The sequence below is a fragment of the Streptomyces sp. TSRI0281 genome, assembly GCF_001905125.1.
In the GTDB taxonomy this organism is placed as follows: Bacteria; Actinomycetota; Actinomycetes; order Streptomycetales; family Streptomycetaceae; genus Streptomyces.
Genome location: NZ_LWLE01000004.1, coordinates 273644 through 299623, shown reverse-complemented (window position 1 = coordinate 299623; position 25980 = coordinate 273644). Strand labels below are relative to the sequence as shown.

The following is a 25980-nucleotide window of genomic DNA, read 5'->3' as shown; positions in this document are numbered from 1 at the left end:
CGGGGAGTTGCTCCGCGTCCGTCCGTCGTGTCCGGCCCGCCCGTCCTGTCCGGGAGGCCGTCCGTGTCCGCCCCGTCCGCCCCGTCCGCCGCGATCCGTCCTGTCCTTCACGTACGGGGGTCACGTCTTTCACGTAAGGGGGTCACGCCCCGTCGCGGCCGCTGATTCCGCGGTGGAGCCGGTCGCCGCCCGCCAGGATCGCCGCCGCCAGCGCGTCCGCGGCCTCCTGCGCGGCGTCCCGACGGCGGCCGTGCCGCAGCACGAAGTCCACATCGCCGAGCTCCGGCAGTCCCGCCCTGGCCGGTACCGGGACCAGTCCCGGCGGGATCAGCCCCCGGGTGTGGGCCATCACGCCGAGGCCCGCGCGGGCCGCCGCGATCAGCCCGCTCAGACTCGTGCTCGTACACGCGATCCGCCAGGACCTGCCGTGCTCCTCCAGGACCTCCAGCGCGCGGGCCCGGGTGATGCCCGGCGGCGGGAAGACGATCAGTGGCACCGGGCGCTCCGGATCGATCCGCAGCTGCGGGGCGCCGATCCAGGTCAGCGTGTCCTGCCAGACCAGCTCGCCGTGCGTGTCGCCGGTGCGCCGCTTGGCGAGCACGAGATCCAGGCGCCCCGCCGCCAGCTGCTGGTGCAGCGTCCCGGACAGCTCCACGGTCAGCTCCAGCTCGACCTCCGGGTGGTCGCGGCGGAAGGACTCCAGGATCTCCGGCAGCCGGGTCAGGACGAAGTCCTCGGAGGCGCCGAACCGCAGCCGGCCGCGCAGCCGGGTGCCGGCGAAGAACGTCGCGGCGCGCTCGTGCGCCTGCAGGATCGTCCGGGCGAAGCCGAGCATGGCCTCGCCGTCCTCGGTGAGATCGACCCGGTGCGTGTCGCGGACGAACAGCTGCCGCCCCGTCGCCTCCTCCAGTCGCCGCACGTGCTGGCTCACCGTGGACTGCCGGACGCCGAGTCTGCGGGCGGCCTGGGTGAAGCTGAGGGTCTGGGCGACGGCGAGGAAGGTGCGCAGCTGAGCGGGGTCGTACATGGACCCACGCTATCGCGTTCCGTGATGACAGTCAGAGCGGTATACCGGATTCCCGATGGGGGCGATCCGTCGCAGGATGGGTGGGCACGATCTGAACGAGAGACACGTGGAGCACATGAGCCGCCGCACCCTGAAGCTGCCGTCCTGGCTGCCGATCGACCTGTACATCCTCGCGCTGATCGGCACCGTGGTGCTCGCGGCACTGCTGCCCGCGTCGGGCCCGGCCGCCGACGTGGCCGGCGGGGTGTCGACCGGGGCGGTGGCCCTGCTCTTCTTTCTCTACGGAGCCCGACTCTCGACCGGGGAGGCGCTCGACGGACTGAAGCACTGGCGGCTCCATCTCACGGTCCTGATCTGCACCTTCGTCGCTTTCCCGTTGCTGGGGCTGGCCAGTAGGGGCTTGGTGCCCTACGCGCTGACCCCGCAGCTCCAGGCCGGATTCCTCTTCCTCTGCCTGGTTCCGTCCACCATCCAGTCCTCGATCGCCTTCACCTCGATCGCCCGCGGCAACGTGCCCGCGGCGATCTGCGCGGGGTCCTTCTCCAGCGTCGCCGGGATCTTCCTCACCCCGCTCCTCGCCGCCCTGCTGCTCGGCGGCACCGGCGGCGGATTCTCGGCCGACTCGCTGCTGAAGATCGTGCTCCAGTTGCTGGTCCCGTTCGTCGCCGGACAGTTGATGCGCCGCTGGATCGGCGGCTTCCTCGTCCGGCACAAGAAGGTCCTCGGCCATGTCGACCGCGGTTCGATACTGCTGGTCGTCTACACCGCGTTCAGTGAGGGCATGGTCGCCGGTGTCTGGCACCAGGTGACGCCGGCCCGTCTCGGCGCGCTGCTCGGCGCCGAAGCAGTGCTGCTGGCGCTGATGCTCTCGCTGACCTGGTACGGGGCGAAGCGGCTCGGGTTCGACCGCGGGGACCGGATCGCGATCCAGTTCGCCGGGTCGAAGAAGAGCCTGGCCGCCGGGCTGCCGATGGCGAGCGTCCTGTTCGGGGCGCACGCGAGCCTGGCCGTGCTGCCGCTGATGCTCTTCCATCAGATGCAGCTGATGGTCTGCGCGGTGATCGCGAAGCGACGTTCGCGCGACCCCGAACCGGCCTCGGTACCGGGGACCGCTCCCGGACCGGCCGAAGAGCTGTCCTCGGCCACCGGACGCGCCTGACCGGCGTACGTATCTGACGGCCGGGTGGCCCGACCCGCCTGACGTCGTGGATACCTGACGCACCCGAGACCCCGCCGTACGGGTCTTCCGGCACGTCCGGCACGTCCGGCACGTCCGGCGCGGGCCTTACGCGCCCGCCGCCCCCGCGCTCCGGGCGGGGGCCCCGGCCCCGTCGGCCTCGGCTTCCAGGGCGATGCGGTGCTCGCCCGCGTACACGTTCATCGAGGGGCCCCGCAGGAACCCGACCAGGGTCAGCCCGGTCTCGGCCGCCAGGTCCACGGCCAGCGACGACGGCGCGGACACCGACGCGAGCATCGGGATTCCCGCCATCACCGCCTTCTGCGCCAGCTCGAACGAGGCACGGCCCGACACCAGCAGGATGGCCCGCGACAACGGCAGCCGGTCGTCCGTCAGCGCCCGCCCCACCAGCTTGTCGACCGCGTTGTGCCGGCCCACGTCCTCCCGGATGTCCAGCAGCTCGCCGTCCTCCGAGAACAGGGCGGCCGCGTGCAGCCCCCCGGTCCGGTCGAAGAGCCGCTGCGACTCGCGCAGCCGGTCGGGAAGGTCCGAGAGCAGTGCGGGCGTCACCCGGACCGGGGGAGCGTCGGCGACCGGGTGCCGGGTCGTGGTGCGTACCGCGTCCAGACTGGCCTTGCCGCACAGGCCGCAGGACGAGGTCGTGTAGACATGGCGTTCGAGGGTGATGTCGGGCACCACGACACCGGGCGCGAGCCGCACGTCCACCACGTTGTAGGAGTTCGCACCGTCCGCCGTCGCTCCGGCGCAGTACACGATCGACCGCACCTCGGAGCCCAGGCCGATCACGCCCTCGCTGACCAGGAAGCCCGCCGCGAGCGCGAAGTCGTCGCCGGGGGTGCGCATCGTGATGGCGAGCGGCTTGCCGTTCAGCCGGATCTCCAGCGGTTCCTCCGCGACGAGCGTGTCGGGCCGGGTGGAGAGCACCCCGTCCCGGATCCGGATCGTGCGGCGTCGCTCGGTGGCCCGTCCCATACCGATGAACCCGATTCTGTACGTGGGTGATTACGTGGGTGATGAAGCCGAAGCGGCCCTTGCTGCGGAGGTTCTCCACCTCATTGTCCGGCACGTGCGGGTGACGCCGCAGCCCACGACCGGCCGTATGGTGGTCAAAACGGCGTACTGACCGGATCCCACGAAAAATCACTGAGAAGTTTGATCGGGATTCCCTTGTGCACACCGGTTCGATCGATCATAGGGCCGCTTAGGGGTGCCATTCGGCAGGATATTGTCTACAGTATTCCTTTTGGAGGATCGAGGCTGTTGTCAAGGCTCCAACCCGCGGCCCATATTCCTGTGGGATCACGTGCCCTCGTACCGGGCGGTAGCGACCAAGACTGGATGGTTCCTGCCATACGTAGCGAGGGGAACCAGTAATGACCGGCTCACGTATCGTGGCGCTCGGCCACTATCAGCCCGCCAAGGTGCTCACCAACGACGATCTGGCAGCCATGGTCGACACCAGCGACGAGTGGATCACCAGTCGCGTCGGCATCAAGACCCGTCATGTGGGCGGCCCCGACGAGCCGGTGGACGAAATGGCCGCGCAGGCGGGAGCCAAGGCGCTGGCGGCGGCCGGCCTGCAGCCCGCCGACATCGATCTGGTCCTCGTCGCCACCTCCACCGCGATCGACCGCTCCCCGAGCATGTCGGCCCGGGTCGCGGCCCGTCTCGGCATGGGCTCGCCCGCGGTGATGGACATCAACGTGGTCTGCTCCGGGTTCACCCACGCCCTGGCCACCGCCGACCACGCGATCCGGGCCGGTGCGGCCACCCGCGCCCTGGTCATCGGTGCCGACAAGATGGCGGACATCGCCGACTGGACCGACCGCACCACCTGCGTCCTGCTCGGGGACGGCGCGGGCGCCGCGGTCGTCACGGCCGATCCCTCCGCCGCGGACGGTGCGGACGGTGCCGTCGGCCCCGGGATCGGGCCGGTGCTCTGGGGTTCGGTCCCGGAGATGGGCAACGCGGTACGGATCGAGGGGACACCGCCGCGTTTCGCGCAGGAGGGGCAGTCCGTCTACCGCTGGGCCACCACACAGCTGCCGCCGATCGCCCGCAAGGTGTGCGAGAAGGCGGGAATCGCGCCGGAGGATCTGGCCGCGGTGGTGCTGCACCAGGCCAACTTGAGGATCATCGAGCCGGTCGCCAGGAAGATCGGCGCGATCAACGCGGTCATCGCCCGCGATGTGGTGGATTCCGGCAACACCTCCGCCGCGTCGATCCCCATGGCGCTGTCCAAGCTGGTGGAGCGCGGCGAGGTCGAGAGCGGCGCTCCGGTCCTGCTGTTCGGGTTCGGCGGGAATCTCTCCTACGCGGGCCAGGTGATCCGCTGTCCCTGAGGGGCCCTTGCGCTCGGTAGACTGTAGACGATAAGCAATTGCTCGTCGCCCGGAGGGGGACCGCGATGTTGTCCACAGGACTGCCGCACGGGGCTGTGCCGAAGCTGGAACGGCCCGGTCCGCTGCGCGAGCGCGTCTACGAGACGCTCCTCGAACTGATCACCACGCGAGCACTCCGGCCGGGTCAGCACCTGGTCGAGAGCGAACTGGCCGGACATCTGGGCGTGTCCAGGCAGCCGGTGCGCGAGGCGCTCCAGCGGCTGAACACCGAAGGGTGGGTCGACCTGCGCCCCGCGCAGGGTGCCTTCGTGCACGAGCCCACCGAGGAGGAGGCCGACCAACTGCTCTCGGTCCGTGCGCTGCTCGAAGCGGAGGCGGCCCGGCTGGCCGCCGCCCACTCCGGCGAAACGGGGATCGCCGCCCTCGAAGAGCTCTGCGCCAAGGGCGAGCAGGCCGTCGCCGACGACGACGTGGACCTGGCCGTCGCGACCAATGCCGCCTTCCACGCCAAGGTCATGGAGCTGGCCGGGAACGTCGTTCTCGCCGAACTGGCCGGACAGGTCGACCGCCGCGTCCGCTGGTACTACACACCGGTCGCCCGTCAGCGCGGCACCCGGTCCTGGATCGAGCACCGCGAGCTCATCGCGGCGATCTCCTCGCGGGACGAGCGGCGGGCGACCGAGATCATGCGTTCGCACACGGAGCAGACGCGCCAGACGTACCACCAGCGCGAAGGCGGCTGACGGCCCGTACGTGGCGGCTGCGGGGATCCGGCAGCACATGCCGTGAGGGAAGGGCCGGGGCCGAGCGCCCCGGCCCTTCCCGTTGTCGCGTGCCGCTGCTTCACGCCCCTTCGGGACGTTTCCCCCTCGGGACGTTTCCCGCCCCCCTCGGGAGTACGCCCCGCCCATCTTTGTCCTGGGTGTGGAGAAAGTTGGAGCGGATTCCTGCTCAACTTCTTCCCACTCCGGCAAAGCGCTGCTACGTTCCCCATCGAAAGCCCGACGGACTGGCCGATGTGGCGGGGAGGGACGCGTGAGACGTATGACAGCACGACCCGCGAACGCGCATCAGGCGCAGCTGCTCAGGCTGTTGCGGGACGGTGGTCCCAACTCACGGGCACAGCTGGGGGATCAGGTCGATCTCTCCCGCTCCAAGCTCGCCGTCGAGGTCGACCGGCTGCTGGAGACCGGACTCGTGGTGGCCGACGGACTCGCCGCATCCCGCGGTGGACGTCGCTCGCACAACATCCGGCTCGCTCCCGCACTCCGGTTCCTCGGTGTCGACATCGGTGCCACCTCCATCGATGTGGCCGTCACCAACGCCGAGTTGGAGGTCCTGGGACACCTCAACCACCCCATGGACGTACGCGAAGGCCCCGTCGCCATCTTCGAGCAGGTCCTGTCCCTGGCGGCCAAGCTCCGGGCCTCCGGACTCGCCGAGGGATTCGACGGCGCGGGCATCGGCGTACCCGGACCCGTCCGCTTCCCCGAAGGCGTGCCGGTCGCGCCGCCGATCATGCCCGGCTGGGACGGCTTCCCGGTCCGCGAGGCGCTCAGCCAGGAGCTGGGCTGCCCCGTCATGGTCGACAACGACGTGAACCTCATGGCGATGGGGGAACAGCACGCGGGCGTCGCACGCTCCGTGGGCGACTTCCTCTGCGTCAAGATCGGTACGGGTATCGGCTGCGGCATCGTCGTCGGCGGCGAGGTCTACCGCGGGACGACGGGCAGCGCCGGCGACATCGGGCACATCCAGGTGGAACCGGATGGGCGCGCCTGCGCCTGCGGCAACCGGGGCTGCCTGGAGGCGCACTTCAGCGGTGCCGCGCTCGCGCGCGACGCCGAGGACGCGGCGTGCGCCGGGCGGTCGCCGGAACTCGCGGCCCGGCTGGCGGAGGCGGGCAGGCTCACCGCCGCCGATGTGGCCGCCGCCGCGGCGGCCGGGGACGCCACCGCGCTCGACCTGATCCGGGAGGGCGGGAACCGCGTCGGCCAGGTCATCGCCGGACTCGTCAGCTTCTTCAACCCCGGTCTGGTGGTGATCGGCGGGGGAGTGACCGGCCTCGGCCACAATCTCCTCGCCAGCGTCCGGACCCAGGTCTACCGGCAGTCCCTGCCGCTGGCCACCGGCAATCTCCCCATCGTGCTCGGTGAGTTGGGACCCGTCGCCGGAGTGATCGGCGCGGCCCGGCTCATCAGCGACCATCTGTTCTCACCGGCCTGATCCCGGGCCGGCCGGCATGACGCAATCACCCAGCTCGGCAAGCGTTCCGCCCGACCCGTCCGTCCGCCTGTCCGTCCAGCCGTCTGTCTGTTCGCCAGCAAGCCGTTCCACGAGCCGTTCCGCAAGCCGTTCCACGAGCCGTTCCGCAAGCCGTTCGATGAGCCGTTCCACGAGTCGTTCCGCAGCGCTTCCGTAAGCCGTTTCACCCGCGCCTTCTGTCAGCAGCTGCCCGCGGTGCCGTCGGCGGTACGGCACCACCGGCCCTGCTCCCCTGCCCCCTGTCCGCTCACCGGCCGCACCGCCGAGGGGATTTGTCATGGCATCACCACCACCCCTGCTCACCATGTCCGGCATCACCAAGTCATTTCCCGGCGTGCGCGCCCTCGACGGCGTGGACCTGGAGGTCCTGGCCGGTGAGGTCCACTGCCTCCTCGGCCAGAACGGCGCCGGCAAGTCCACCCTCATCAAGGTGCTGGCCGGAGCCCATCAGCCCGACGGTGGCGAGATCACCTGGCGCGGCGAGCCCGCCTCGCTGAAGTCGCCGATCACGGCGATGCGGCTCGGCATCGCCACCATCTATCAGGAACTCGACCTGGTCGAAGGGCTCTCGGTCGCCGAGAACGTCTTCCTCGGCCATGAACCGACCACCGCCCGCTTCGTCGTCCGCACCCGCGAGGGCCGCACCGCGGCCGCCGCGCTCCTCAAGCGGCTCGGCCACCCGGAGATCGACCCCGCCCGCCCGGTCGGTGAACTCTCCGCGGCCCAGCAGCAGATCGTCTCCATGGCACGCGCGCTCTCCCACGACGTGCGGCTCATCGTGATGGACGAGCCGTCCGCCGCCCTGGACCCCGACGAGGTCGACAACCTGTTCCGTATCGTCGCCGACCTCACCGCGGACGGCGTCGCCGTCGTCTACATCTCCCACCGCCTGGAGGAGATCCGCCGGATCGGGGACCGGGTGACCGTACTCAAGGACGGCCGGGCCGTCGCCGTCGGTCTGCCCGCGGAGTCCACCCCCACGCGCGACATCGTTGCCATGATGACCGGCCGCAATGTCGAGTACGTCTTCCCGCAGCGCTCCGGGCCCGCCGTCCAGGACGGTGCGGGGTCCGTCGCACCGGACCTCGCGGAACCGGTGCTGAAGGTCGAAGGGCTGTCCAGGAAGGGCGAGTTCGCCCCCGTCGACCTGGAGCTCCGGCCCGGCGAGATCGTCGGGCTCGCCGGACTCGTGGGCTCCGGACGCTCCGAGATCCTGGAGACGATCTACGGCGCCCGCAAGCCCAGCACCGGACGCGTCACCGTGGCGGGCAAGCCGCTGCGGACCGGCAGCGTCCGCGCGGCCGTCGCCGCCGGAATCGGGCTCGCCCCCGAGGAACGCAAGGCCCAGGCCCTGCTCATGACCGAATCGGTCACCCGCAATGTCTCGGTCTCCTCGCTCTCCCGCTTCGCCCGGTCCGGCTGGATCGACCGGGGAGCCGAACGGCGGGCCGCGCAGAACGCCACCCGCGAACTGTCGCTGCGGCCCGACAACCCGGACACCCCCATCCGTACCCTCTCCGGCGGCAACCAGCAGAAGGCCGTCCTGGCCCGCTGGCTGCTGCGCGGCTGCCGGGTCCTGCTGCTGGACGAACCCACCCGCGGCGTCGACGTCGGCGCCCGCGCCGAGCTCTACGCCGTGATCCGCCGGCTGGCCGACGACGGCCTCGCCGTACTGCTCGTCTCCAGCGAAGTGCCCGAAGTGCTGGGCCTCGCCGACCGGGTGCTGGTGCTCCGTGAGGGACGCGTCGTGCATACGGCGCCCGCCCAGGAGCTCGACGAGCACCGCGTACTCGACCTCGTGATGGAAGGGAGCCCGACGTCATGACACAGCCCGCCCCGTCGGCGCAGCACAAGGGGACGGACCGGGGGGCCGCCACCGGCCCCTCCGCCGCGCCCCCCTCGAAGGCGGGCGGCGGCCCGCGCGGACTCGGCCTGCGCCTCGATGTCCGTAACCTGTCGCTGCTCGGTGTTCTCGTCGTCCTCGTCGCCGTCGGCGGCTTCACGGAGCCCGACGCGTTCCTGGACACCGGGAACCTTCAGCTGATCCTGACCCAGGCGTCCGTCATCGGTGTGGTCACCGTCGGCATGACCTTCGTCATCACCAGCGGCGGCATCGACCTCTCGGTCGGGGCGATGGTCGCGCTCGCCTCCGTCTGGGCGACGACGCTGGCCACCCAGGAGTTCGGCTTCGCCGGGATCCTCTTCACCGCCGTGATCGTCGGGCTCGCCGCCGGACTCGTCAACGGAGTGCTCATCGCGTACGGCGGCATGGTGCCGTTCATCGCGACCCTGGCCATGCTCGCCTCGGCCCGCGGGCTCGCGCTCCAGATCACCGACGGCAAGACACAGATCGTCACCGTCCCCTCGGTCCTGGACCTCGGTCTGCCCGACTCCTACATCCTCGGGATACCGCCCCTGGTCCTGATGTTCGCCGCGGTCACCCTCGTCGGCTGGCTGGTCCTGAACCGGACCACCTTCGGACGCCGTACCGTCGCGGTCGGCGGCAACGCGGAGGCGGCCCGGCTCGCCGGAATCGACGTACGCCGTCAGCGCCTCTACCTCTATCTGGTCTCCGGGCTGTGCTGCGGCATCGCCGCCTTCATGCTGATCATCCTGGCCGGTTCCGGGCAGAACACCAACGGAAACCTCTACGAACTCGACGCCATCGCCGCGGCGATCATCGGCGGCACGCTCCTCACCGGCGGCCGGGGCACCATCATCGGTTCCGTACTCGGCGTCCTCGTCTTCACCACGATCACCAACATCTTCGCGCTCAACAACCTCCAGAGCGACGTCCAGCAGATCGCCAAGGGCGCGATCATCGTCGCCGCCGTCCTCATCCAGCGCCGCACCCTGCGCCACGGCGAGACCTGAGCCGCGCACCGTTTCCCACGGCGGCGCCTGCCGCCGCACCACCCCGCACCACCCCGCTTCCTCCGCTTCCCCCTGCTGTTCCGTATGCCACGCACCGGATGAAGGGTTTGACAGCCATGCCAGAAACCAGTCGCAGAGGACTGCTGTTCGGCACCGCGGCCGTATCCGCGGGAGCTCTCCTCACCGCCTGCACCAGCAATGAACCGAAGAAGAGCGAAACCGTCGCGACCAACCAGCCCGCCGCCGACGACAAGCCGGGCAGGCCCGTCACCATCGGCTACGCCGGCCCGCAGGCCGACCACGGCTGGCTCAACGCGATCAACGTCAACGCCAAGTCGCGTGCGGAGAAGTACTCGGAGGTGACCCTGGAGATCACCGAGGGCTCCAACGACACCGCCGCCCAGATCGGCCAGGTCAAGACCCTCATCAACAAGAAGGTCGACGTCCTCGTCATCCTCCCCGCCGACGGCAAGGCGCTCACCCAGGTCGGCCTGGAAGCCATGAGGGCGGGCATCCCCGTCGTCAACCTGGACCGCGTCTTCGCCTCCCCGCAGGCGTACCGCTGCTGGGTCGGCGGCGACAACTACGGCATGGGCCTCAACGCCGGTCACTACATCGGCGAACAGCTCAAGGACAAGCCGAACGCCAAGGTCGTCGAACTGGCGGGCATCGACAACCTGGAGCTCACCAAGCAGCGCAGCCAGGGCTTCGCCGACGCCCTGAAGAACTACTCCAACATCAAGCTGGTGGCCCGTCAGGCCGCCGACTTCACCGTCGAGTCTGGCCAGGCCAAGATGGCCCAACTCCTCCAGGCGCAGAAGCAGTTCGACGCCCTGTGGAACCACGACGACGACCAGGGCGTCGGCGCGCTGCGCGCCATCCAGCAGGCGGGCCGCGACGAGTTCATGATGGTCGGCGGCGCCGGGGCCAAGTCCGCGATGGACGCCATCAAGGCCGGCAACAGCGTCCTGAAGGCCACCGTCCTCTACCCGCCGACGATGGCCGCGTCCGCCATCGACCTGGCACGCGCCCTGGGCCAGGGCAAAGGCATCGGGGGACTGGCCGAGAGGGAGATCCCGACCTCCCTGACGCTCTACTCGGCCGTCGTCACCAAGGAGAACGTCGACCAGTACCTGCCGACGGGCTTCAGCTGACAGAGCCCCACCGCCGCCACCGAACCACCGACGAGGAGGAAGCCCGTATGGCCCGTAGGGAAGAGACGGAGCAGGAGGCCGCAGCGCCGCCGCGACAGCCGCCGACGCTCGGGGTCGGCATGGTCGGATACGCGTTCATGGGAGCCGCCCACTCACAGGGGTGGCGCACCGCGGGACACGTCTTCGACCTGCCGATGAGACCCGCTCTCGCCGCGATCTGCGGACGCGACCGTACGGCGGTCGACGCCGCCGCGGCCCGGCACGGCTGGGCGGCGGCGGAGACCGACTGGCGGGCGCTGATCGCCCGGGACGATGTGCAGCTGGTCGACATCTGCACCCCCGGTGACAGCCATGCGGAGATCGCCATCGCCGCCCTCGAAGCCGGCAAGCACGTGCTGTGCGAGAAACCGCTGGCCAACACCGTCGCGGAGGCGGAGGCGATGACCCGGGCCGCGGAGCGCGCCGCGGCCCGCGGTCAGGTGGCGATCGTGGGCTTCAACTACCGCAAGGTGCCCGCGATCACCTATGCGCGCAAACTGATCGCCGACGGGCGGCTCGGCACCCTGCGCCACGTACGGGCCACCTATCTCCAGGACTGGCTGGTGGACCCGAAGTCGCCGCTCACCTGGCGGCTCAAGCGTGAGCACGCCGGGTCCGGGGCGCTGGGCGACCTCGGGGCGCACATCGTCGACCTCGCCCAGTACCTGTCGGGGGAGCTGCTGGTCGGAGTGTCGGCCGTCAGCGAGACGTTCGTACGGCAGCGGCCGCTGCTCGCCGGTGCCCCCTCCGGGCTCTCCGGGGCCGCGGACACGGCCGGGCACGGGGCGGTGACGGTGGACGACGCGGCGCTGTTCACCGGCAGGCTCACCTCCGGGGCGCTGGCCTCCTTCGAGGCGACCCGGATGGCGGCGGGCCGCAAGAACGCGCTGCGGCTGGAGATCAACGGGGAACTGGGCTCGCTCGCCTTCGATCTGGAGCGGCTCAACGAACTGTCCTTCCACGACCACACCGAACCGGCCACCACGGCGGGGTTCCGGCGCATCCTCGTCACCGAACCCGAGCACCCGTACCTGGAGGCGTGGTGGCCGCCGGGCCACGCCCTCGGCTACGAGCACACCTTCGTCCACCAGGCCCGGGACGTGGTCCGCACGATCGCCACCGGATCGGCCCCGGTGCCGTCCTTCGCCGACGGACTCCAGGTGCAACGGGTGCTCGCGGCGGTCGAGGAAAGCGCCGAGAAGAACTCCGTACACACTCCCGTCCCGTTCTAGGAGGTTCCGCGCCCCATGCCCCGTCCCTTCACTCTCTTCACCGGCCAGTGGGCAGACCTTCCGCTGGAGGAGGTCTGCCGGCACGCCCGGGACTTCGGTTACGACGGACTCGAACTCGCCTGCTGGGGCGACCACTTCGAGGTCGACAGGGCCCTGTCCGAGCCCGGCTACCTGGACGGGCGGCGGCAGCTGCTCGACAAGTACGGGCTGACCTGCTTCGCCATCTCCAACCACCTGGTCGGGCAGGCGGTCTGCGACAACCCGATCGACGAACGGCACCAGGCGATCCTGCCCGCCCGCATCTGGGGCGACGGTGAACCCGAAGGCGTACGCCGACGGGCCGCCGAAGAGATCAAGGACACCGCGCGAGCGGCGGCGGCGTTCGGGGTGCGGACGGTCATCGGCTTCACCGGCTCCTCGATCTGGCACCTGGTCGCCATGTTCCCGCCGGTCCCGCCGCACATGATCGAGCGGGGCTACGAGGACTTCGCGGAGCGCTGGAACCCGATCCTCGACGTCTTCGACGCGGAGGGGGTGCGCTTCGCCCACGAGGTGCACCCCAGCGAGATCGCGTACGACTACTGGACCACGCACCGCGCCCTGGAGGCCGTCGGCCACCGTCCGGCGTTCGGGCTGAACTTCGACCCGAGCCACTTCGTCTGGCAGGACCTCGACCCGGTCGGATTCCTGTACGACTTCCGGGACCGGATCTACCACGTGGACTGCAAGGAGGCCCGCAAGCGGCTCGACGGACGCAACGGGCGGCTCGGCTCGCACCTGCCGTGGGGCGATCCCCGGCGCGGCTGGGACTTCGTCTCGGCCGGGCACGGTGACGTGCCGTGGGAGGACGTCTTCCGGATGCTCCGGTCCATCGGCTACGACGGGCCCGTCTCCGTCGAGTGGGAGGACGCCGGCATGGACCGGCTGACCGGTGCGCCGGAAGCGCTTGCCTCACTGAAGCGGTTCGACTTCGACCCGCCGTCCGCCTCCTTCGACGCGGCGTTCGGCGGCAACGGCTGACCCGTCCCCGAGCGCTCCACCCCGCCGAGAACCAGCAGGTCACGGGGTGGAGCGCTCGGGGAACCCTGCCCGCACAACCCGGCGGCACACCCGCCACCGGGTCGGTCCGGGCTGCCCGGACGGCGCTTTGTCCTGACGCGGGAAGAAGGTCGACTTCACTCCTGCACAAGGGCTTTCCGTCCGGGAAGAACAGGTCTACCGTCCCCAACGTGTACACCACATGACTCCCGTCACCGGGGCCCCGCCAGGTTCCGGATGACGAGCGCGCGGCAGTCCCCGCGCGGCACGGCACGGCACCACCCGCCCGTACAACCGGCACTCTCCGGAGGACATTCGTGCACAGAACCCGAAAGCGGCTCCGCGTACACAAAACCCTCGCCCTGTTCACCGGCGGACTCCTCGCCGCCGCGACGCTCACCCTGAGCTCCGCGCCGGGAGCCGTCGCCGACCCGGCCGCGCGGGCCGCGCAGGACGCCGCGGCGGAGGACTTCCAGCAGGTCACCCTCGCCAAGGGGGCCGCCGAGACCGGCGAGCCCATGTCGCTCGCCGTCCTCCCGGACCGCAGCGTGCTGCACACCTCGCGCAGCGGCGAGCTGCGGATCACCGACAGTGCGGGCAACACCCGGATATCCGGCACCCTCCCGGTGTACTCGCACGACGAGGAAGGGCTCCAAGGAGTCGGCGTCGACCCGGACTTCGCCGAGAACCGGGCGATCTACCTCTTCTACGCGCCCCCGCTCAGCACCCCCGCCGGCGACGCCCCGGAGAACGGGACCGCCGCGGACTTCGCCAAGTTCGACGGTGTGAACCGGCTCTCCCGGTTCGTCCTCAAGGCCGACGGCACCCTCGACACCGCCAGCGAGAAGAAGGTCCTCGACGTTCCCACCTCGCGCGGCATGTGCTGCCACGTCGGCGGCGACATGGACTTCGACGCGCAGGGCAACCTGTATCTGTCGACGGGTGACGACTCCAACCCCTTCGCCTCCGACGGCTTCACGCCGATCGACGACCGGGCCGACCGCAACCCGGCGTTCGACGCCCGCCGCACCTCCGGCAACACCAACGACCTGCGCGGCAAGATCCTGCGCATCAAGGTCGCCGACGACGGGACGTACACCGTTCCCGACGGCAACCTGTTCGCCCCGGGCACCGCGAAGACCCGCCCCGAGATCTACGCGATGGGCTTCCGCAACCCGTTCCGCTTCACCGTCGACAAGCCCACCGGCATCGTCTACGTCGGCGACTACGGCCCCGACGCGGGTGCCGCCGACCCCAAGCGCGGACCGTCCGGACAGGTCGAGTTCGCCCGGGTGACGAAGGCCGGGAACTTCGGCTGGCCCTTCTGCGTGGGCGACAACAAGCCCTACGTCGACTACGACTTCGGGACGAAGACCTCGGGTGCGGCCTTCGACTGCGCCGCTCCGAAGAACGAGTCGGCGCACAACACCGGACTCGTCGACCTGCCCCCGGCCCAGCCCGCCTGGATTCCGTACGACGGCGGCTCCCTGCCCGAGTTCGGCACCGGCTCCGAGTCCCCGATGGGCGGCCCGGTCTACCGCTACGACGCGGCCCTCGACTCGCCGGTGAAGTTCCCCGAGGCGTACGACGGAGACTTCTTCGCCGGAGAGTTCGGCCGGAAGTGGATCAAGCGCATCGAGCAGGACGCGGAAGGCGCCGTCCAGTCCATCAACGACATCCCGTGGACCGGCACGCAGATCATGGACATGGCCTTCGGTCCGGACGGTGCGCTGTACGTCCTCGACTACGGCCTGGCCTGGTTCGGCGGCGACGAGAACTCCGCGCTCTACCGCATCGAGAACGCCACCGGCGGGCGCTCACCCGTGGCCGAGGCAGCGGTGAACAAGACCTCGGGCACCGCCCCGCTGAAGGCGAAGTTCTCCTCGGCGGGCACCGCCGACGGTGACGGCGACGCGCTCACGTACGCCTGGGACTTCGGCGACGGCGGAAAGTCCACGGCCGCCAACCCCTCGTACACGTACAAGAAGAACGGTACGTACACGGCGACCCTCACCGCGAAGGACCCCACGGGCCGCACCGGCTCGGCCAGCGTCCATGTGACCGTCGGCAACACCGCGCCGAGCGTGGACCTCGTCTTCCCCTCGGACGGCCAGCAGTTCGAGTTCGGTGACGCGGTGCCGTTCAAGGTCGACGTCAGTGACCCCGAGGACGGGACCATCGACTGCACCAAGGTCGAGGTCAAGTTCACGCTCGGCCACGACAGCCACGGCCATGACATCACCACCGAGCACGGCTGCGAAGGCACCATCAAGACGGCGATGGAGGGCGGGCACGACCCCAACGCCAACATCTACGGCGGCATCTCGGCCTCCTACACCGACGGCGGGGGCGGCGGCCAGGCCGCGCTGACCGGCCGCGACCAGGCACAGCTCCAGCCCAAGCACCGCCAGGCCGAGCACTTCGGCGACTCGTCGGGCGTCAAGATCTACGACAAGGCGAGCGCCCGCGGCGGCAAGACCGTCGGCGACATCAACAACGACGACTGGATCTCCTTCAAGCCGTACATCCTCGCCGGGTCCACCAAGCTCACGGCCCGGGTGTCCTCCGACGGCGCGGGCGGCTTCCTGGAGGTACGCGCCGGATCGGCCACCGGCAAGATCCTCGGCTCCGCACCCGTACCGGTGACCGGCAGCTGGGACACGTTCCAGGACATCGACGTACCCCTGCGCGGAGCGCCCAAGAAGGCCACGGAACTCTTCCTGGTCTTCAAGGGCGGCGACGGCGCGCTCTACGACGTCGACGACTTCGAACTCTCCAACAGCCCCGTGGACAGGACCGCCAAGCGCATCCTGGTCTTCTCCAAGACCGGCGGCTTCCGCCACGACTCGATCCCGGCCGGCATCACCGCCCTGAAGGAACTGGGCAAGGACACCAACATCACCGTCGACTCCACCGAGGCGGCCGGCCAGTTCACCACCAGCAACCTGGCGCGCTACGACGCCGTCGTCTTCCTCTCCACCACCGGTGACGTCCTCAACGCCGAACAGCAGAAGGCGTTCGAGAACTACGTGGCGGGCGGAGGCGGCTACATGGGCGTCCACGCCGCCGCCGACACCGAGTACGACTGGGAGTTCTACGGCGGCCTGGTCGGCGCCTACTTCTCCTCGCACCCGCAGATCCAGCCCGCGACCGTCCGCGTCGAGGACCACGACCACCCGGCCACCGCCCATCTGGACGAGGCCTGGGACCGCACCGACGAGTGGTACAACTACCGCACCAACCCGCGGGACAAGGCCAACGTCCTCGCCACCCTGGACGAGACCACCTACACCGGCGGCACGATGAAGGGCGATCACCCGATCTCCTGGTGCCAGACCTACCAGGGCGGCCGCTCCTTCTACACCGGACTCGGCCACACCAAGGAGTCCTACACCGAACCGGCCTTCCGCCAGCACCTGCTGGGCGGCATGCGCTACGCCGCCGGCCAGGTCAAGGCCGACTGCAAGCCCGACACCGGCTACCGCACCCTCTTCAACGGCAAGACGCTCGAAGGGTGGAAGCAGGCGGGCCCCGGAAAGTTCAACGTCACGAACGGTGAACTGCGCTCCGAAGGCGGCATGGGCCTGCTCACCTACCAGGCCAAGGAGCTGAAGTCGTACTCCCTGAAGCTCGACTGGAAGATGGCGGGCGACGACAACTCCGGCATCTTCGTCGGCTTCCCGGAGTCGGACGACCCGTGGTCCGCGGTGAACAAGGGCTACGAGATCCAGATCGACGCCACGGACGCCGTCGACCGCACCACGGGCGCCGTCTACACCTTCAAGTCGGCCAACATCAAGGCCCGTGACCAGGTCCTGCGGCCGCCCGGCCAGTGGAACAGCTACGAGATCCGGGTCCAGGGCGAACGGCTCCAGATCTTCCTCAACGGAGTCAAGATCAACGACTTCACCAACACCGATCCGGCCCGCAGCCTGAAGGACGGCTACATCGGCCTCCAGAACCACGGAGCCGACGACCAGGTGTCCTTCCGCAACATCCAGCTCAAGGAGCTGCCCTCGACGTAGGGCGGCCACCTCTGCCGACGGCGGGCGGGGGAGGCTCACACACCTTCCCCCGCCCGTCGTCCTCCACCCCTCTTCATCCCCCCAGGGAGGCAGCCCCGTGACCGCACATGCCGTTCGTACCGGAGTCTGGTTCATCGGAGCACGCGGCTCCGTCGCCACCACCGCCACCACCGGCTGCGCCGCCATCGCGGCGGGGCTCCACCCGGCGACCGGCATGGTCACCGAGACACCCCCCTTCACCGATGTCGGACTGCCACCCCTGGCCTCCCTGGTCTTCGGCGGTCACGACACCATCGACTGCCCGCTGCCCAAACGGGCCGAGGCACTGGCCGCCGGAGAGGTCCTCCCGCACGGCCTGCCCTCCGCCGTACGCGCCGAACTCACCACGGCCGACGCGGAGATACGGATCGGCGGACCGCTCCCCGGCGACACCCGCACCGACGAGGAACTCATCACGGCGTTCACCGCCGACCTCACCGACTTCGCCCGCCGCAACGAACTGGCGCGCACCGTCGTCATCAACGTCTCCTCGACCGAACCCGCCCCCGGCCCGTACGACCCGCGGCTGCCCGCCAGCTCCCTCTACGCCGCCGCCGCGCTCCGGGCCGGCTGTCCCTACGTCAACTTCACCCCCTCCACGGGCCTGCGCAGCCCGGCCCTTCAGGACGCCCTCGCCACCTGCGCGCTTCCCCACGCAGGCCGCGACGGCAAGACCGGCCAGACACTGCTCCGTTCCGTCCTCGCCCCCATGTTCCTGCAACGCGCCCTGCCCGTCCGGGCCTGGTCCGGCACGAACCTGCTCGGCGGCGGGGACGGGGCCGCGCTGGCCGACCCGGCCGCAGCGGCGGCCAAGAACGCGGGCAAGGAACGCGTCCTGGCCGACACCTTCGGCACCGCCCCCCAGGGCGAGGTCCACATCGACGACGTCCCGGCGATGGGGGACTGGAAGACGGCCTGGGACCACATCGCCTTCGACGGCTTCCTCGGCTCCCGGATGATCCTCCAGACGATCTGGCAGGGCTGCGACTCCGCGCTGGCGGCCCCCCTGGTCCTGGACCTGGCCCGGCTGCTGGCCCGCGCCCACGAAGCCGGTCTGACGGGCCCCCTGCCGGAGCTGGGCTTCTACTTCAAGGACCCGGACGGCGGCGCCCCGGCCGCGCTGTCCGAGCAGTACGCGGCCCTGGTGGCCTTCGCCGAGCGGTTGCGGGGGCAGCAGTGAGGTGGCGTCTGCCGGCGGCCCTGCTGAGCACCGTGACCGGGACGCGGCAGGCCACGACAGCCGGAGTCGCCGCAGCGTTGGGTCCGACCGCCGCGACCGCCGCGACCGCCGCGACCGCCGCGACCGCCGCGACCGCCGCGACCGCCGCGCCCTCGGGTCCGGCCGCCGCCGCGGTGCCCACCGACAGCCTGTCCGGTGCGGGCGGGACTGCGCCCGCACCGGACAGGCGCACGATGCCGCGAGGCGGCCGGGCCCGTGCGTGGGCGGAACTCCTGCGGGTGTCCGCACTGTTCACGGTGCCCGGCGACGCGCTCGCCGGAGCGGCGGCGGCCGGCCTGCGCCCCAACCGGCGCACCGCGCTCGCCGTGGGCGCCTCGCTCTGCCTGTACGAGGCGGGGATGGCCCTCAACGACTGGGCGGACCGGGAGGAGGACGCCGTCGACCGCCCGCACCGCCCGATTCCCTCGGGCCGGATCGCCCCGGCCGCCGCGCTGGGCGCGGCCGGAGCGCTGACGGTCGCGGGTCTCGCCCTGGCGGCCCGCGCGGGCCGCCCCGCGATGCTGGCGGCCTCGGGTCTCGCGGCCACGGTCTGGGCGTACGACCTGCGTCTCAAGCACACGAAGGCGGGCCCCGCGGCGATGGCCGCGGCGCGCGGACTCGACCTGCTGCTGGGCGCGACGGCGACGGCAGGGGCGCCCGGCAATGCCGCTGCTCCGGCGCGGCGCACCGCCCCCGCACCGACGGCGGCCGCCGCCGTTGCCACCACCCGCTCGGGACGGAACCCGGCCGCGGCCACCGTCCCGCTGCGAACCGCCGTGCCACCGCTCCCCGCAGGCGCTCGCACCGTCGTGGGCGCCGTCGCACCGCGCCCCTTCGCCGCCGCCCGCGCCGCGGTCCCCGCCGCCGCCCTGCTGGGAGCGCACACCTACGCCGTCACCGCCGTCTCGCGGCACGAGGCACAGGGCGGGTCCACCGTGGCGCCGCTCGCCGCGCTCGGTGCCACCGCGGCGTTCGGCATCGCCGTGGCGGGTGGGCGCCGCGGGGGCGGGGGACCGCCCCCGGCCCAGGGAGGCGCCGGCGCGGAGGAGCACCTCGGCGGGCCACTGCGCGCCACCGCGCTCCGGGCCGCCACGTTCGCCTCGGCACCGGACCGGCTCCTGCTCACCGCGCTCGCCGCCGCCTACCTCCGTACCGCCGGGCGACCCCTCCTGCACGCCGCCCTCAACCCGTCCCCGGCCCTCACCCAGCGCGCGGTGGGCGGCGGCATCCGGGCCATGATCCCGCTCCAGGCCGCGCTGGCCGCCCGAGCCGGGGCACCCGGCGCCGGGCTCGTCGTCATGAGCCTCGTCCCCCTCGCCCGGAAACTCGCACGCAAGGTGAGCCCCACATGACCCTCCACCTCGGCTACGGCACCAACGGGCTCACCGACCTCCGCCTCGACGACGCCCTCGGGCTCCTCGCCGACCTCGGGTACGAGGGGGTCGGCCTGACCCTCGACCACATGCACCTCGACCCCCTCGCCCCGGGCCTCGCCGAGCGCACCCGCCAGGTACGCCGCAGGCTCGACGCCCTGGGGCTGGGCGTCACCGTGGAGACCGGCGCCCGCTATGTCCTCGACCCCCGCCGCAAGCACGGCCCCTCCCTCCTCGACCCGGACCCGGAGGCCCGCGCCGCCCGTACCCGGCTGCTCGTCCGGGCCGTCGACGTGGCCGCCGACCTCGGCGCCCACGCCGTGCACTGCTTCAGCGGAATCACCCCACCGGACCTCTCTCCGGGCGCGACGCCGGACACCGCACCGGATTCGGCATCGCATTCGGCACCGGCCGCCGCACGGGCATCGATACCGGACACCGCCTCGGACACCGCCTGGAAGCGGCTGGCCGACGCGCTCACCCCCGTGCTCGACGCCGCCGACCGCGCGGGCATCCCCCTCGCCATCGAGCCCGAACCCGGACACCTGCTCGCCACACTCGCCGACTTCCACCATCTGCGCGCACTCCTCGGGGACCCCGCCCCCCTCGGGCTCACCCTCGACATCGGCCACTGCCAGTGCCTGGAGACGGCCTCGCCCGTGGACTGCGTCCGGGAGTCCGCACCCTGGCTCCGCCATGTCCAGATCGAGGACATGCGGCGCGGTGTCCATGAACACCTCCCGTTCGGCGACGGCGAGATCGACTTCCCGCCGGTGCTCGCCGCACTCGCCGAGTCGGACTACCAGGGCCTCACCGTCGTCGAACTGCCCCGCCACTCCCACGCGGGACCCGAACTCGCCCGCCGGTCCATCGAGTTCCTGCGCGAGGCCACGACGAAGGGAGCCGTCCCGTGCTGAAGTCCCGCGAGGAACTCGACAGCGAGCTCGGCGGAGCCGCCAGGGCCTGGCTCGACGAAGCGCTCGCCGAAGCCGCGCACGACGCCGCCCGCACCCGGTCCGGCCCCGCGACGGACAGCCCGTACGCCGCGCCGCCGTGGGAGCTGCGGTACGCCGCGGCGGGCCGGCACTGCGGACTCGAACACGCCGACTCCGTACGCTGCCTCCTCCTCGTCGAGGCCCGTGCCGCCCTGCCCTCCGTGACCCGGCTCTACGAACAGGGCACCGCAGCCGAACGCCGCGCCGTCCTGCTCACCCTGCACCGGCTGGCTCTCGGCTCCTCGGCACTCCCGCTGGTCGAGGACGCCCTGCGCACCAACGACACCCGGCTGGTCGCCGCGGCCGTCGGACCCTACGCGGCCGCCCACCTCGACGCGCACGGCTGGCGGCACGCCGTCCTCAAGTGCCTGTTCACCGAGGTCCCCGTCGAAGCCGTCGCCGAGCTCGCCCGCCGTGCTCAGGGGGATACCGAACTCGCCCGCATGCTCGCGGACTTCGCCGCCGAGCGCACCGCCGCCGGCCGTACCGTCCCCGCCGATCTGCGCACGGTCCTCGCCCTCACGGAAGCCGCCGGAGCCGCTGCCCCGGCCCCCGCACCCGCCGCCCCCACGGAGGAGTCCTGATGCGCATCTTCGACCCCCACATCCACATGACCTCCCGTACCACCGACGACTACCGGGCGATGTACGGCGCCGGGGTCCGGGCGCTCGTCGAACCCTCCTTCTGGCTCGGCCAGCCCCGCACCTCGCCCGCCAGCTTCTTCGACTACTTCGACGCCCTGCTCGGCTGGGAACCCTTCCGCGCCTCCCAGTACGGCATCGCCCACCACTGCACGCTCGCCCTCAACCCCAAAGAGGCGAACGACCCCCGCTGCACCCCGGTCCTCGACGCGCTGCCCCGCTACCTCGTCAAGGACTCCGTCGTCGCCGTCGGAGAGATCGGCTACGACTCCATGACCCCCGCCGAGGACATCGCCCTCGCCGCCCAGCTCCAGCTCGCCGCCGACCACGGGCTGCCCGCACTCGTCCACACCCCGCACCGCGACAAGCTCGCCGGTCTGCACCGCACCATCGACGTCATCCGCGAATCGCACCTCTCCCCGGAGCATGTGCTGCTCGATCACCTCAATGAGACCACCGTGAAGGCCGCCACCGACAGCGGCTGCTGGGCCGGCTTCTCCATCTACCCGGACACCAAGATGGACGAGGACCGGATGGTCACGATCCTCAAGAACCACGGCACCGAGAAGATCCTCGTCAACTCCGCCGCCGACTGGGGCAGGAGCGACCCGCTGAAGACCCGCAAGGTCGCCGACGCCATGCTGAAGGCCGGGTTCACCGAGGACGACGTCGACCAGGTGCTCTGGCGCAACCCCGTCGCCTTCTACGGGCAGAGCGGCCGGCTCCAGCTCGACATCGCCGCCCCCGACCCACTCCACGAAGGCAACTCCATCCTGCGCGGCGGGGAGTGAGGCGATGCGCTTCCGCCATCCCGACGGCTCCACCGTCCACCTCTCCTACTGCACCAACGTGCATCCCGCCGAGAGCCTCGACGGAGTCCGCGCCCAACTGCGCGACCACTGCGAACCGGTACGCAGACGTCTCGGACGTGACCGCCTGGGCATCGGCCTCTGGCTCGCCAAGGATGCCGCACACGCCCTGATCAACGACCCCGCCGAGCTGCGTTCGCTCCGTGCCGAGCTGGACCGACGCGGTCTCGAAGTGGTCACCCTCAACGGCTTCCCCTACGAGGGCTTCGGCGCCGAGGAGGTCAAGTACCGCGTCTACAAACCGGACTGGACCGACCCCGAACGGCTCTCCCACACCACCGACCTCGCCCGTCTCCTCGCCGCCCTGCTGCCCGACGACATCGGCGAAGGCACCATCTCCACCCTGCCGATCGCCTGGCGCACCCCGTACACCGGGGACGCCGAGGCCGCCCGCGCCGCGCGCAAGGCCCTCATCACTCTGGCCCAGCGCCTCGACGTCCTCGCCGAGCTGACCGGCAAGTCGATCCGGATCGGCCTCGAACCGGAACCCGGCTGCACCGTGGAGACCACCGCCGACGCCATCGCCCCGCTCACCGAGGTGGGGCACGACCGCATCGGTATCTGCGTCGACACCTGCCACCTCGCCACCTCCTTCGAGGACCCCGGCACCGCGCTGGACGCCCTGGCCACCGCCGGTGTGCCGGTCGTCAAGTCCCAGCTCTCCGCCGCCCTGCACGCCGAACACCCCCATCTGCCCGAGGTGCGCACCGCGCTCGCCGCCTTCGCCGAGCCCCGCTTCCTGCACCAGACCCGCACCCGTACCGCCACCGGGCTGCTCGGAACCGACGACCTCGACGAGGCGCTGGCCGGCCGGGCGTTACCGGACGGCAGCCCGTGGCGCTCCCACTTCCACGTACCGCTGCACGCACCACCGGCGCCCCCGCTCACCTCCACCCTCCCCGTGCTCCGCGACACGCTCGCCCGGCTCGTCGGCGGCGCGCTGCCCCTGACCCGGCACCTGGAGGTCGAGACGTACACCTGGCAGGCCCTCCCGGCCGAGCTGCGGCCCCGCAACCGCACCCAGCTGGCCGACGGCATCGCCGCCGAACTCACCCTCGCCCGCGACCTCCTGGTCGACCTCGGCCTCAAGGAGCTCCCATGAGCACCCCCGTGAAGGACAGCGCCCCCACCCCCCTCCTCGTCCTGGACGTCGTCGGCCTCACCCCCCAGCTCCTCGCCCATATGCCGAACCTCAGGGCCATGGCCGCATCGGGCGCCCAGGCACCGCTCTCCACCGTCCTGCCCGCCGTCACCTGTGCCGCCCAGTCCACCTTCCTGACCGGAACCACCCCCGCCGAGCACGGCATCGTCGCCAACGGCTGGTACTTCCGCGAGCTCGGCGACGTCCTGCTGTGGCGCCAGCACAACGGACTCGTCGAGGGCGACAGGCTCTGGGACGCGGCCCGCCGGGCCCACCCGGGCTACACCGTCGCCAACATCTGCTGGTGGTACGCGATGGGCGCCGACACCGACTACACCGTGACCCCGCGCCCCGTCTACTACGCCGACGGCCGCAAGGAGCCCGACTGCTACACCAGGCCCCCGGCCCTGCACGACGAGCTCACCGACAAGCTCGGCACCTTCCCCCTCTTCCACTTCTGGGGCCCCGGAGCCGACCTCGTCTCCTCCCAGTGGATCATCGACGCCACCCGGCACATCCTCGCCACCCGCACCCCCGACCTCGCCCTGTGCTACCTGCCCCACCTCGACTACGACCTTCAGCGCTACGGCCCCGACGACCCCCGCTCCCACCGGGCGGCCACCGACCTCGACCGGGCCGTCGCCCCGCTGCTCGCCGACGCCCGCGCCGAAGGCCGTACCGTCGTCGCGCTCTCCGAATACGGGATCACCCGCGTCGAGCGGCCCGTCGACATCAACCGGGCGCTGCGCCGGGCGGGGCTGCTGGAGGTGCACACCCAGGACGGCATGGAATACCTCGACCCGATGGCCTCCCGTGCCTTCGCCGTCGCCGACCACCAGATCGCCCATATCTACGTACGCCGTCCCGAGGATCTCGAAGCCACCCGCGAAGCCCTCGCGGACCTGCCCGGCATCGACCAACTCCTGGACGACGAGGGCAAGAAGGCCCACCATCTGGACCACCCCCGCTCCGGCGAACTCGTCGCCGTGGCGGAGAAGGACGCCTGGTTCACGTACTACTACTGGCTCGACGACGCCCGCGCCCCCGACTTCGCACAGCTCGTCGAGATCCACCGCAAACCCGGCTACGACCCCGTCGAGCTCTTCATGGACCCTCAGGACCCCTACGTCCGGGTCAAGGCCGTCACGGCGGTCGCCCGCAAGAAGCTGGGCATGCGCTATCGCATGGCGGTCGTCCCTCTCGACCCGTCACCTATTCGCGGCAGCCACGGCCGCCTCCCCACGAGCGACGACGAAGGTCCGCTCATCCTCTGCTCCACCCCCCACGCCTTCCCCGGACGGGTCCGGGCCACCGAAGTGAAGTCCCTGCTCCTCCAGCTTGCCGGACTGCACTGACAGCCCTGCCGGACCCGCTTACCCATCAGGTCTCATCAAGGGAGTTACGTGATCATGAGCCGCACCCCGAAGGACTCCGAACTCGCGCGCAGACTCAGCCGCCGCAACATTCTCGGCGTCGCCGCCGGAGCCACCGCGGCCTCCATCGTCGGCGCCGCCACCGCCAGTGCCGACAGCCGCGACCGGGCCGGCGCCGAGGGCAACGGTCACGGCCACGGCCACGGCCACCAGCACGGGGACCACGGCAAGGGCCGCGCCGTCCTGCCCCCCGGCCGCCTGGGCATCCAGCTCTACAGCCTCCGTGACAAGATCTCCACCCTCGGCTTCGCCGCCGTCTTCGCCGAGCTGGAGGAGTACGGCTACGACGAGATCGAGTTCGCCGGATACACCCAGGGCTCGGCCGGCGCCCTCACCCTCGCCCAGCTCAAGAGGCTGGCCCGGGACCACGGGCTGAACCCCATCGGCAGCCACGTCGGCCACTCCGACGACAACAACCCGGGGGCGTACACCTTCGCCCAGAACCTCACCAAGGTTCTGGACGACGCCGAGGCCCTCGGCCTCAAGCACATAGGCACGCCCTCCGGACCGTTCCGCTACGGCTCCACGGTCGACGGCTGGAAGCGCGTCGCCGAGGAGTTCAACACCTATGGCGCCGCCGCCCGCAAGCGCGGCATGAAGTTCTACCAGCACAACCACGCCGAGGAGTTCTCCTTCGCGACCGACAGGCCGGACGTACGCCTCTACGACGTCCTGCTCGCCGAGACCGATCCCGACCTGGTCTATCTGGAGCTGGACATCTACTGGGCCTACTGCGCGCAGTTCCGCTTCTCCAGGAGGGCGGACGGCACCCCGGCCCCCCTGGATCCGCTGAAGTACGTGCTCAAGCACCCCGACCGCTACCCCCTGTTCCATGTCAAGGACGGCATCCGCGACGACACCGCCCGCGACGGCTACCGCATGTCGGACGTCGGTGACGGGGACATCGACTACAAGACGTTCCTGTCCAAGGTGACCCACCGGACCCACCGCGGCCGCACCTACCACCACTGGCAGACCGAGCACGACAACCCGGTCGACTCCATGGCCTTCGCCCGCAAGTCCAGCGAGCACCTGCACTCGCTGCGCGAGGGCCGCTGCGGGGACTGACGGCCCCG

Annotated in this window: 20 protein-coding genes; 18 read left to right on the top strand and 2 right to left on the bottom strand. The window is 71.1% G+C overall.

Annotation, left to right across the window (positions count from 1 at the left end; translation table 11 throughout):
* Positions 1-142 precede the first annotated feature (142 nt).
* A complete protein-coding gene (locus A6A29_RS11265) occupies positions 143-1027 on the bottom strand; it encodes a LysR substrate-binding domain-containing protein (protein WP_073719882.1) in 885 nt (294 codons plus the stop codon).
* Positions 1028-1142: 115 nt separating this feature from the next.
* Here A6A29_RS11265 and A6A29_RS11260 point away from each other — a divergent pair, with 115 nt between their 5' ends.
* Positions 1143-2186 carry a bile acid:sodium symporter family protein gene (locus A6A29_RS11260; RefSeq protein ID WP_073719948.1) on the top strand — a complete coding sequence of 348 codons (1044 nt, stop codon included), beginning with the start codon at positions 1143-1145 and terminating at the stop codon, positions 2184-2186.
* 126 nt (positions 2187-2312) lie between these two features.
* Here A6A29_RS11260 and fdhD read toward each other — a convergent pair whose 3' ends face one another.
* Positions 2313-3197, bottom strand: a complete 885-nt coding sequence (fdhD, locus tag A6A29_RS11255; RefSeq protein ID WP_073719881.1) for a formate dehydrogenase accessory sulfurtransferase FdhD — start codon at positions 3195-3197, stop codon at positions 2313-2315.
* Positions 3198-3598: 401 nt separating this feature from the next.
* Here fdhD and A6A29_RS11250 point away from each other — a divergent pair, with 401 nt between their 5' ends.
* The 17 genes from A6A29_RS11250 (at position 3599) to A6A29_RS11170 (ending at position 25972) form a co-directional block, all read left to right on the top strand.
* Positions 3599-4567 carry a beta-ketoacyl-ACP synthase III gene (locus tag A6A29_RS11250; RefSeq protein ID WP_073719880.1) on the top strand — a complete coding sequence of 323 codons (969 nt, stop codon included), beginning with the start codon at positions 3599-3601 and terminating at the stop codon, positions 4565-4567.
* A 65-nt stretch (positions 4568-4632) separates the two neighbouring features.
* Entirely contained in the window at positions 4633-5310 is a 678-nt protein-coding gene (locus A6A29_RS11245; RefSeq protein ID WP_073719879.1) for a GntR family transcriptional regulator, read from the top strand.
* 301 nt (positions 5311-5611) lie between these two features.
* Positions 5612-6793 (top strand): ROK family transcriptional regulator, encoded by a 1182-nt coding sequence (locus A6A29_RS11240; protein WP_073719878.1) that lies wholly within the window; start codon positions 5612-5614, stop codon positions 6791-6793.
* 316 nt (positions 6794-7109) lie between these two features.
* Positions 7110-8657: a sugar ABC transporter ATP-binding protein gene (locus A6A29_RS11235; RefSeq protein ID WP_073719877.1), complete on the top strand. Its 1548-nt coding sequence runs from the start codon at positions 7110-7112 to the stop codon at positions 8655-8657.
* Entirely contained in the window at positions 8654-9706 is a 1053-nt protein-coding gene (locus A6A29_RS11230; RefSeq protein ID WP_073719876.1) for an ABC transporter permease, read from the top strand. Before A6A29_RS11235 ends, A6A29_RS11230 begins: the two co-directional genes overlap by 4 nt.
* Positions 9707-9822: 116 nt before the next feature.
* Positions 9823-10860, top strand: coding sequence for a substrate-binding domain-containing protein (locus tag A6A29_RS11225; protein WP_073719875.1), 1038 nt, complete (start codon positions 9823-9825; stop codon positions 10858-10860).
* 47 nt (positions 10861-10907) lie between these two features.
* Complete coding sequence (locus tag A6A29_RS11220; RefSeq protein WP_073719874.1) at positions 10908-12131, top strand: Gfo/Idh/MocA family protein; 1224 nt, start codon at positions 10908-10910, stop codon at positions 12129-12131.
* A gap of 15 nt (positions 12132-12146) precedes the next feature.
* Positions 12147-13151, top strand: a complete 1005-nt coding sequence (locus tag A6A29_RS11215; protein WP_073719873.1) for a sugar phosphate isomerase/epimerase family protein — start codon at positions 12147-12149, stop codon at positions 13149-13151.
* A 335-nt stretch (positions 13152-13486) separates the two neighbouring features.
* Positions 13487-17194 carry a ThuA domain-containing protein gene (locus A6A29_RS11210; RefSeq protein WP_073719872.1) on the top strand — a complete coding sequence of 1236 codons (3708 nt, stop codon included), beginning with the start codon at positions 13487-13489 and terminating at the stop codon, positions 17192-17194.
* A gap of 97 nt (positions 17195-17291) precedes the next feature.
* Entirely contained in the window at positions 17292-18413 is a 1122-nt protein-coding gene (locus A6A29_RS11205) for an inositol-3-phosphate synthase (protein WP_073719871.1), read from the top strand.
* The gene (locus tag A6A29_RS11200) at positions 18410-19804 is read left to right on the top strand and encodes an SCO3242 family prenyltransferase (RefSeq protein WP_073719870.1); all 1395 of its coding nucleotides are present in this window, start codon (positions 18410-18412) and stop codon (positions 19802-19804) included. Before A6A29_RS11205 ends, A6A29_RS11200 begins: the two co-directional genes overlap by 4 nt.
* Positions 19801-20742 carry a sugar phosphate isomerase/epimerase family protein gene (locus A6A29_RS11195; RefSeq protein ID WP_073719869.1) on the top strand — a complete coding sequence of 314 codons (942 nt, stop codon included), beginning with the start codon at positions 19801-19803 and terminating at the stop codon, positions 20740-20742. Before A6A29_RS11200 ends, A6A29_RS11195 begins: the two co-directional genes overlap by 4 nt.
* A complete protein-coding gene (locus tag A6A29_RS11190) occupies positions 20736-21404 on the top strand; it encodes an EboA domain-containing protein (protein ID WP_073719868.1) in 669 nt (222 codons plus the stop codon). The genes A6A29_RS11195 and A6A29_RS11190 overlap by 7 nt, the downstream gene beginning before the upstream one ends.
* A complete protein-coding gene (locus A6A29_RS11185) occupies positions 21404-22252 on the top strand; it encodes a TatD family hydrolase (protein WP_073719867.1) in 849 nt (282 codons plus the stop codon). The genes A6A29_RS11190 and A6A29_RS11185 overlap by 1 nt, the downstream gene beginning before the upstream one ends.
* Positions 22253-22256: 4 nt before the next feature.
* Positions 22257-23432 carry a metabolite traffic protein EboE gene (gene eboE, locus A6A29_RS11180; protein WP_073719866.1) on the top strand — a complete coding sequence of 392 codons (1176 nt, stop codon included), beginning with the start codon at positions 22257-22259 and terminating at the stop codon, positions 23430-23432.
* Positions 23429-24826: a nucleotide pyrophosphatase/phosphodiesterase family protein gene (locus A6A29_RS11175; protein WP_073719865.1), complete on the top strand. Its 1398-nt coding sequence runs from the start codon at positions 23429-23431 to the stop codon at positions 24824-24826. Before eboE ends, A6A29_RS11175 begins: the two co-directional genes overlap by 4 nt.
* A 54-nt stretch (positions 24827-24880) precedes the next feature.
* Entirely contained in the window at positions 24881-25972 is a 1092-nt protein-coding gene (locus A6A29_RS11170) for a sugar phosphate isomerase/epimerase family protein (RefSeq protein WP_073719947.1), read from the top strand.
* Positions 25973-25980: the final 8 nt, after the last annotated feature.

Bases quoted from the DNA above. Each gene is read 5' to 3' on its own strand.
- A6A29_RS11265 (WP_073719882.1), bottom strand. From the start codon at position 1,027: ATGTACGACCCCGCTCAGCTGCGCACCTTCCTCGCCGTCGCCCAGACC.
- A6A29_RS11260 (WP_073719948.1), top strand. From the start codon at position 1,143: ATGAGCCGCCGCACCCTGAAGCTGCCGTCCTGGCTGCCGATCGACCTG.
- fdhD (WP_073719881.1), bottom strand. From the start codon at position 3,197: ATGGGACGGGCCACCGAGCGACGCCGCACGATCCGGATCCGGGACGGG.
- A6A29_RS11250 (WP_073719880.1), top strand. From the start codon at position 3,599: ATGACCGGCTCACGTATCGTGGCGCTCGGCCACTATCAGCCCGCCAAG.
- A6A29_RS11245 (WP_073719879.1), top strand. From the start codon at position 4,633: ATGTTGTCCACAGGACTGCCGCACGGGGCTGTGCCGAAGCTGGAACGG.
- A6A29_RS11240 (WP_073719878.1), top strand. From the start codon at position 5,612: ATGACAGCACGACCCGCGAACGCGCATCAGGCGCAGCTGCTCAGGCTG.
- A6A29_RS11235 (WP_073719877.1), top strand. From the start codon at position 7,110: ATGGCATCACCACCACCCCTGCTCACCATGTCCGGCATCACCAAGTCA.
- A6A29_RS11230 (WP_073719876.1), top strand. From the start codon at position 8,654: ATGACACAGCCCGCCCCGTCGGCGCAGCACAAGGGGACGGACCGGGGG.
- A6A29_RS11225 (WP_073719875.1), top strand. From the start codon at position 9,823: ATGCCAGAAACCAGTCGCAGAGGACTGCTGTTCGGCACCGCGGCCGTA.
- A6A29_RS11220 (WP_073719874.1), top strand. From the start codon at position 10,908: ATGGCCCGTAGGGAAGAGACGGAGCAGGAGGCCGCAGCGCCGCCGCGA.
- A6A29_RS11215 (WP_073719873.1), top strand. From the start codon at position 12,147: ATGCCCCGTCCCTTCACTCTCTTCACCGGCCAGTGGGCAGACCTTCCG.
- A6A29_RS11195 (WP_073719869.1), top strand. From the start codon at position 19,801: ATGACCCTCCACCTCGGCTACGGCACCAACGGGCTCACCGACCTCCGC.
- A6A29_RS11185 (WP_073719867.1), top strand. From the start codon at position 21,404: ATGCGCATCTTCGACCCCCACATCCACATGACCTCCCGTACCACCGAC.
- eboE (WP_073719866.1), top strand. From the start codon at position 22,257: ATGCGCTTCCGCCATCCCGACGGCTCCACCGTCCACCTCTCCTACTGC.
- A6A29_RS11175 (WP_073719865.1), top strand. From the start codon at position 23,429: ATGAGCACCCCCGTGAAGGACAGCGCCCCCACCCCCCTCCTCGTCCTG.
- A6A29_RS11170 (WP_073719947.1), top strand. From the start codon at position 24,881: ATGAGCCGCACCCCGAAGGACTCCGAACTCGCGCGCAGACTCAGCCGC.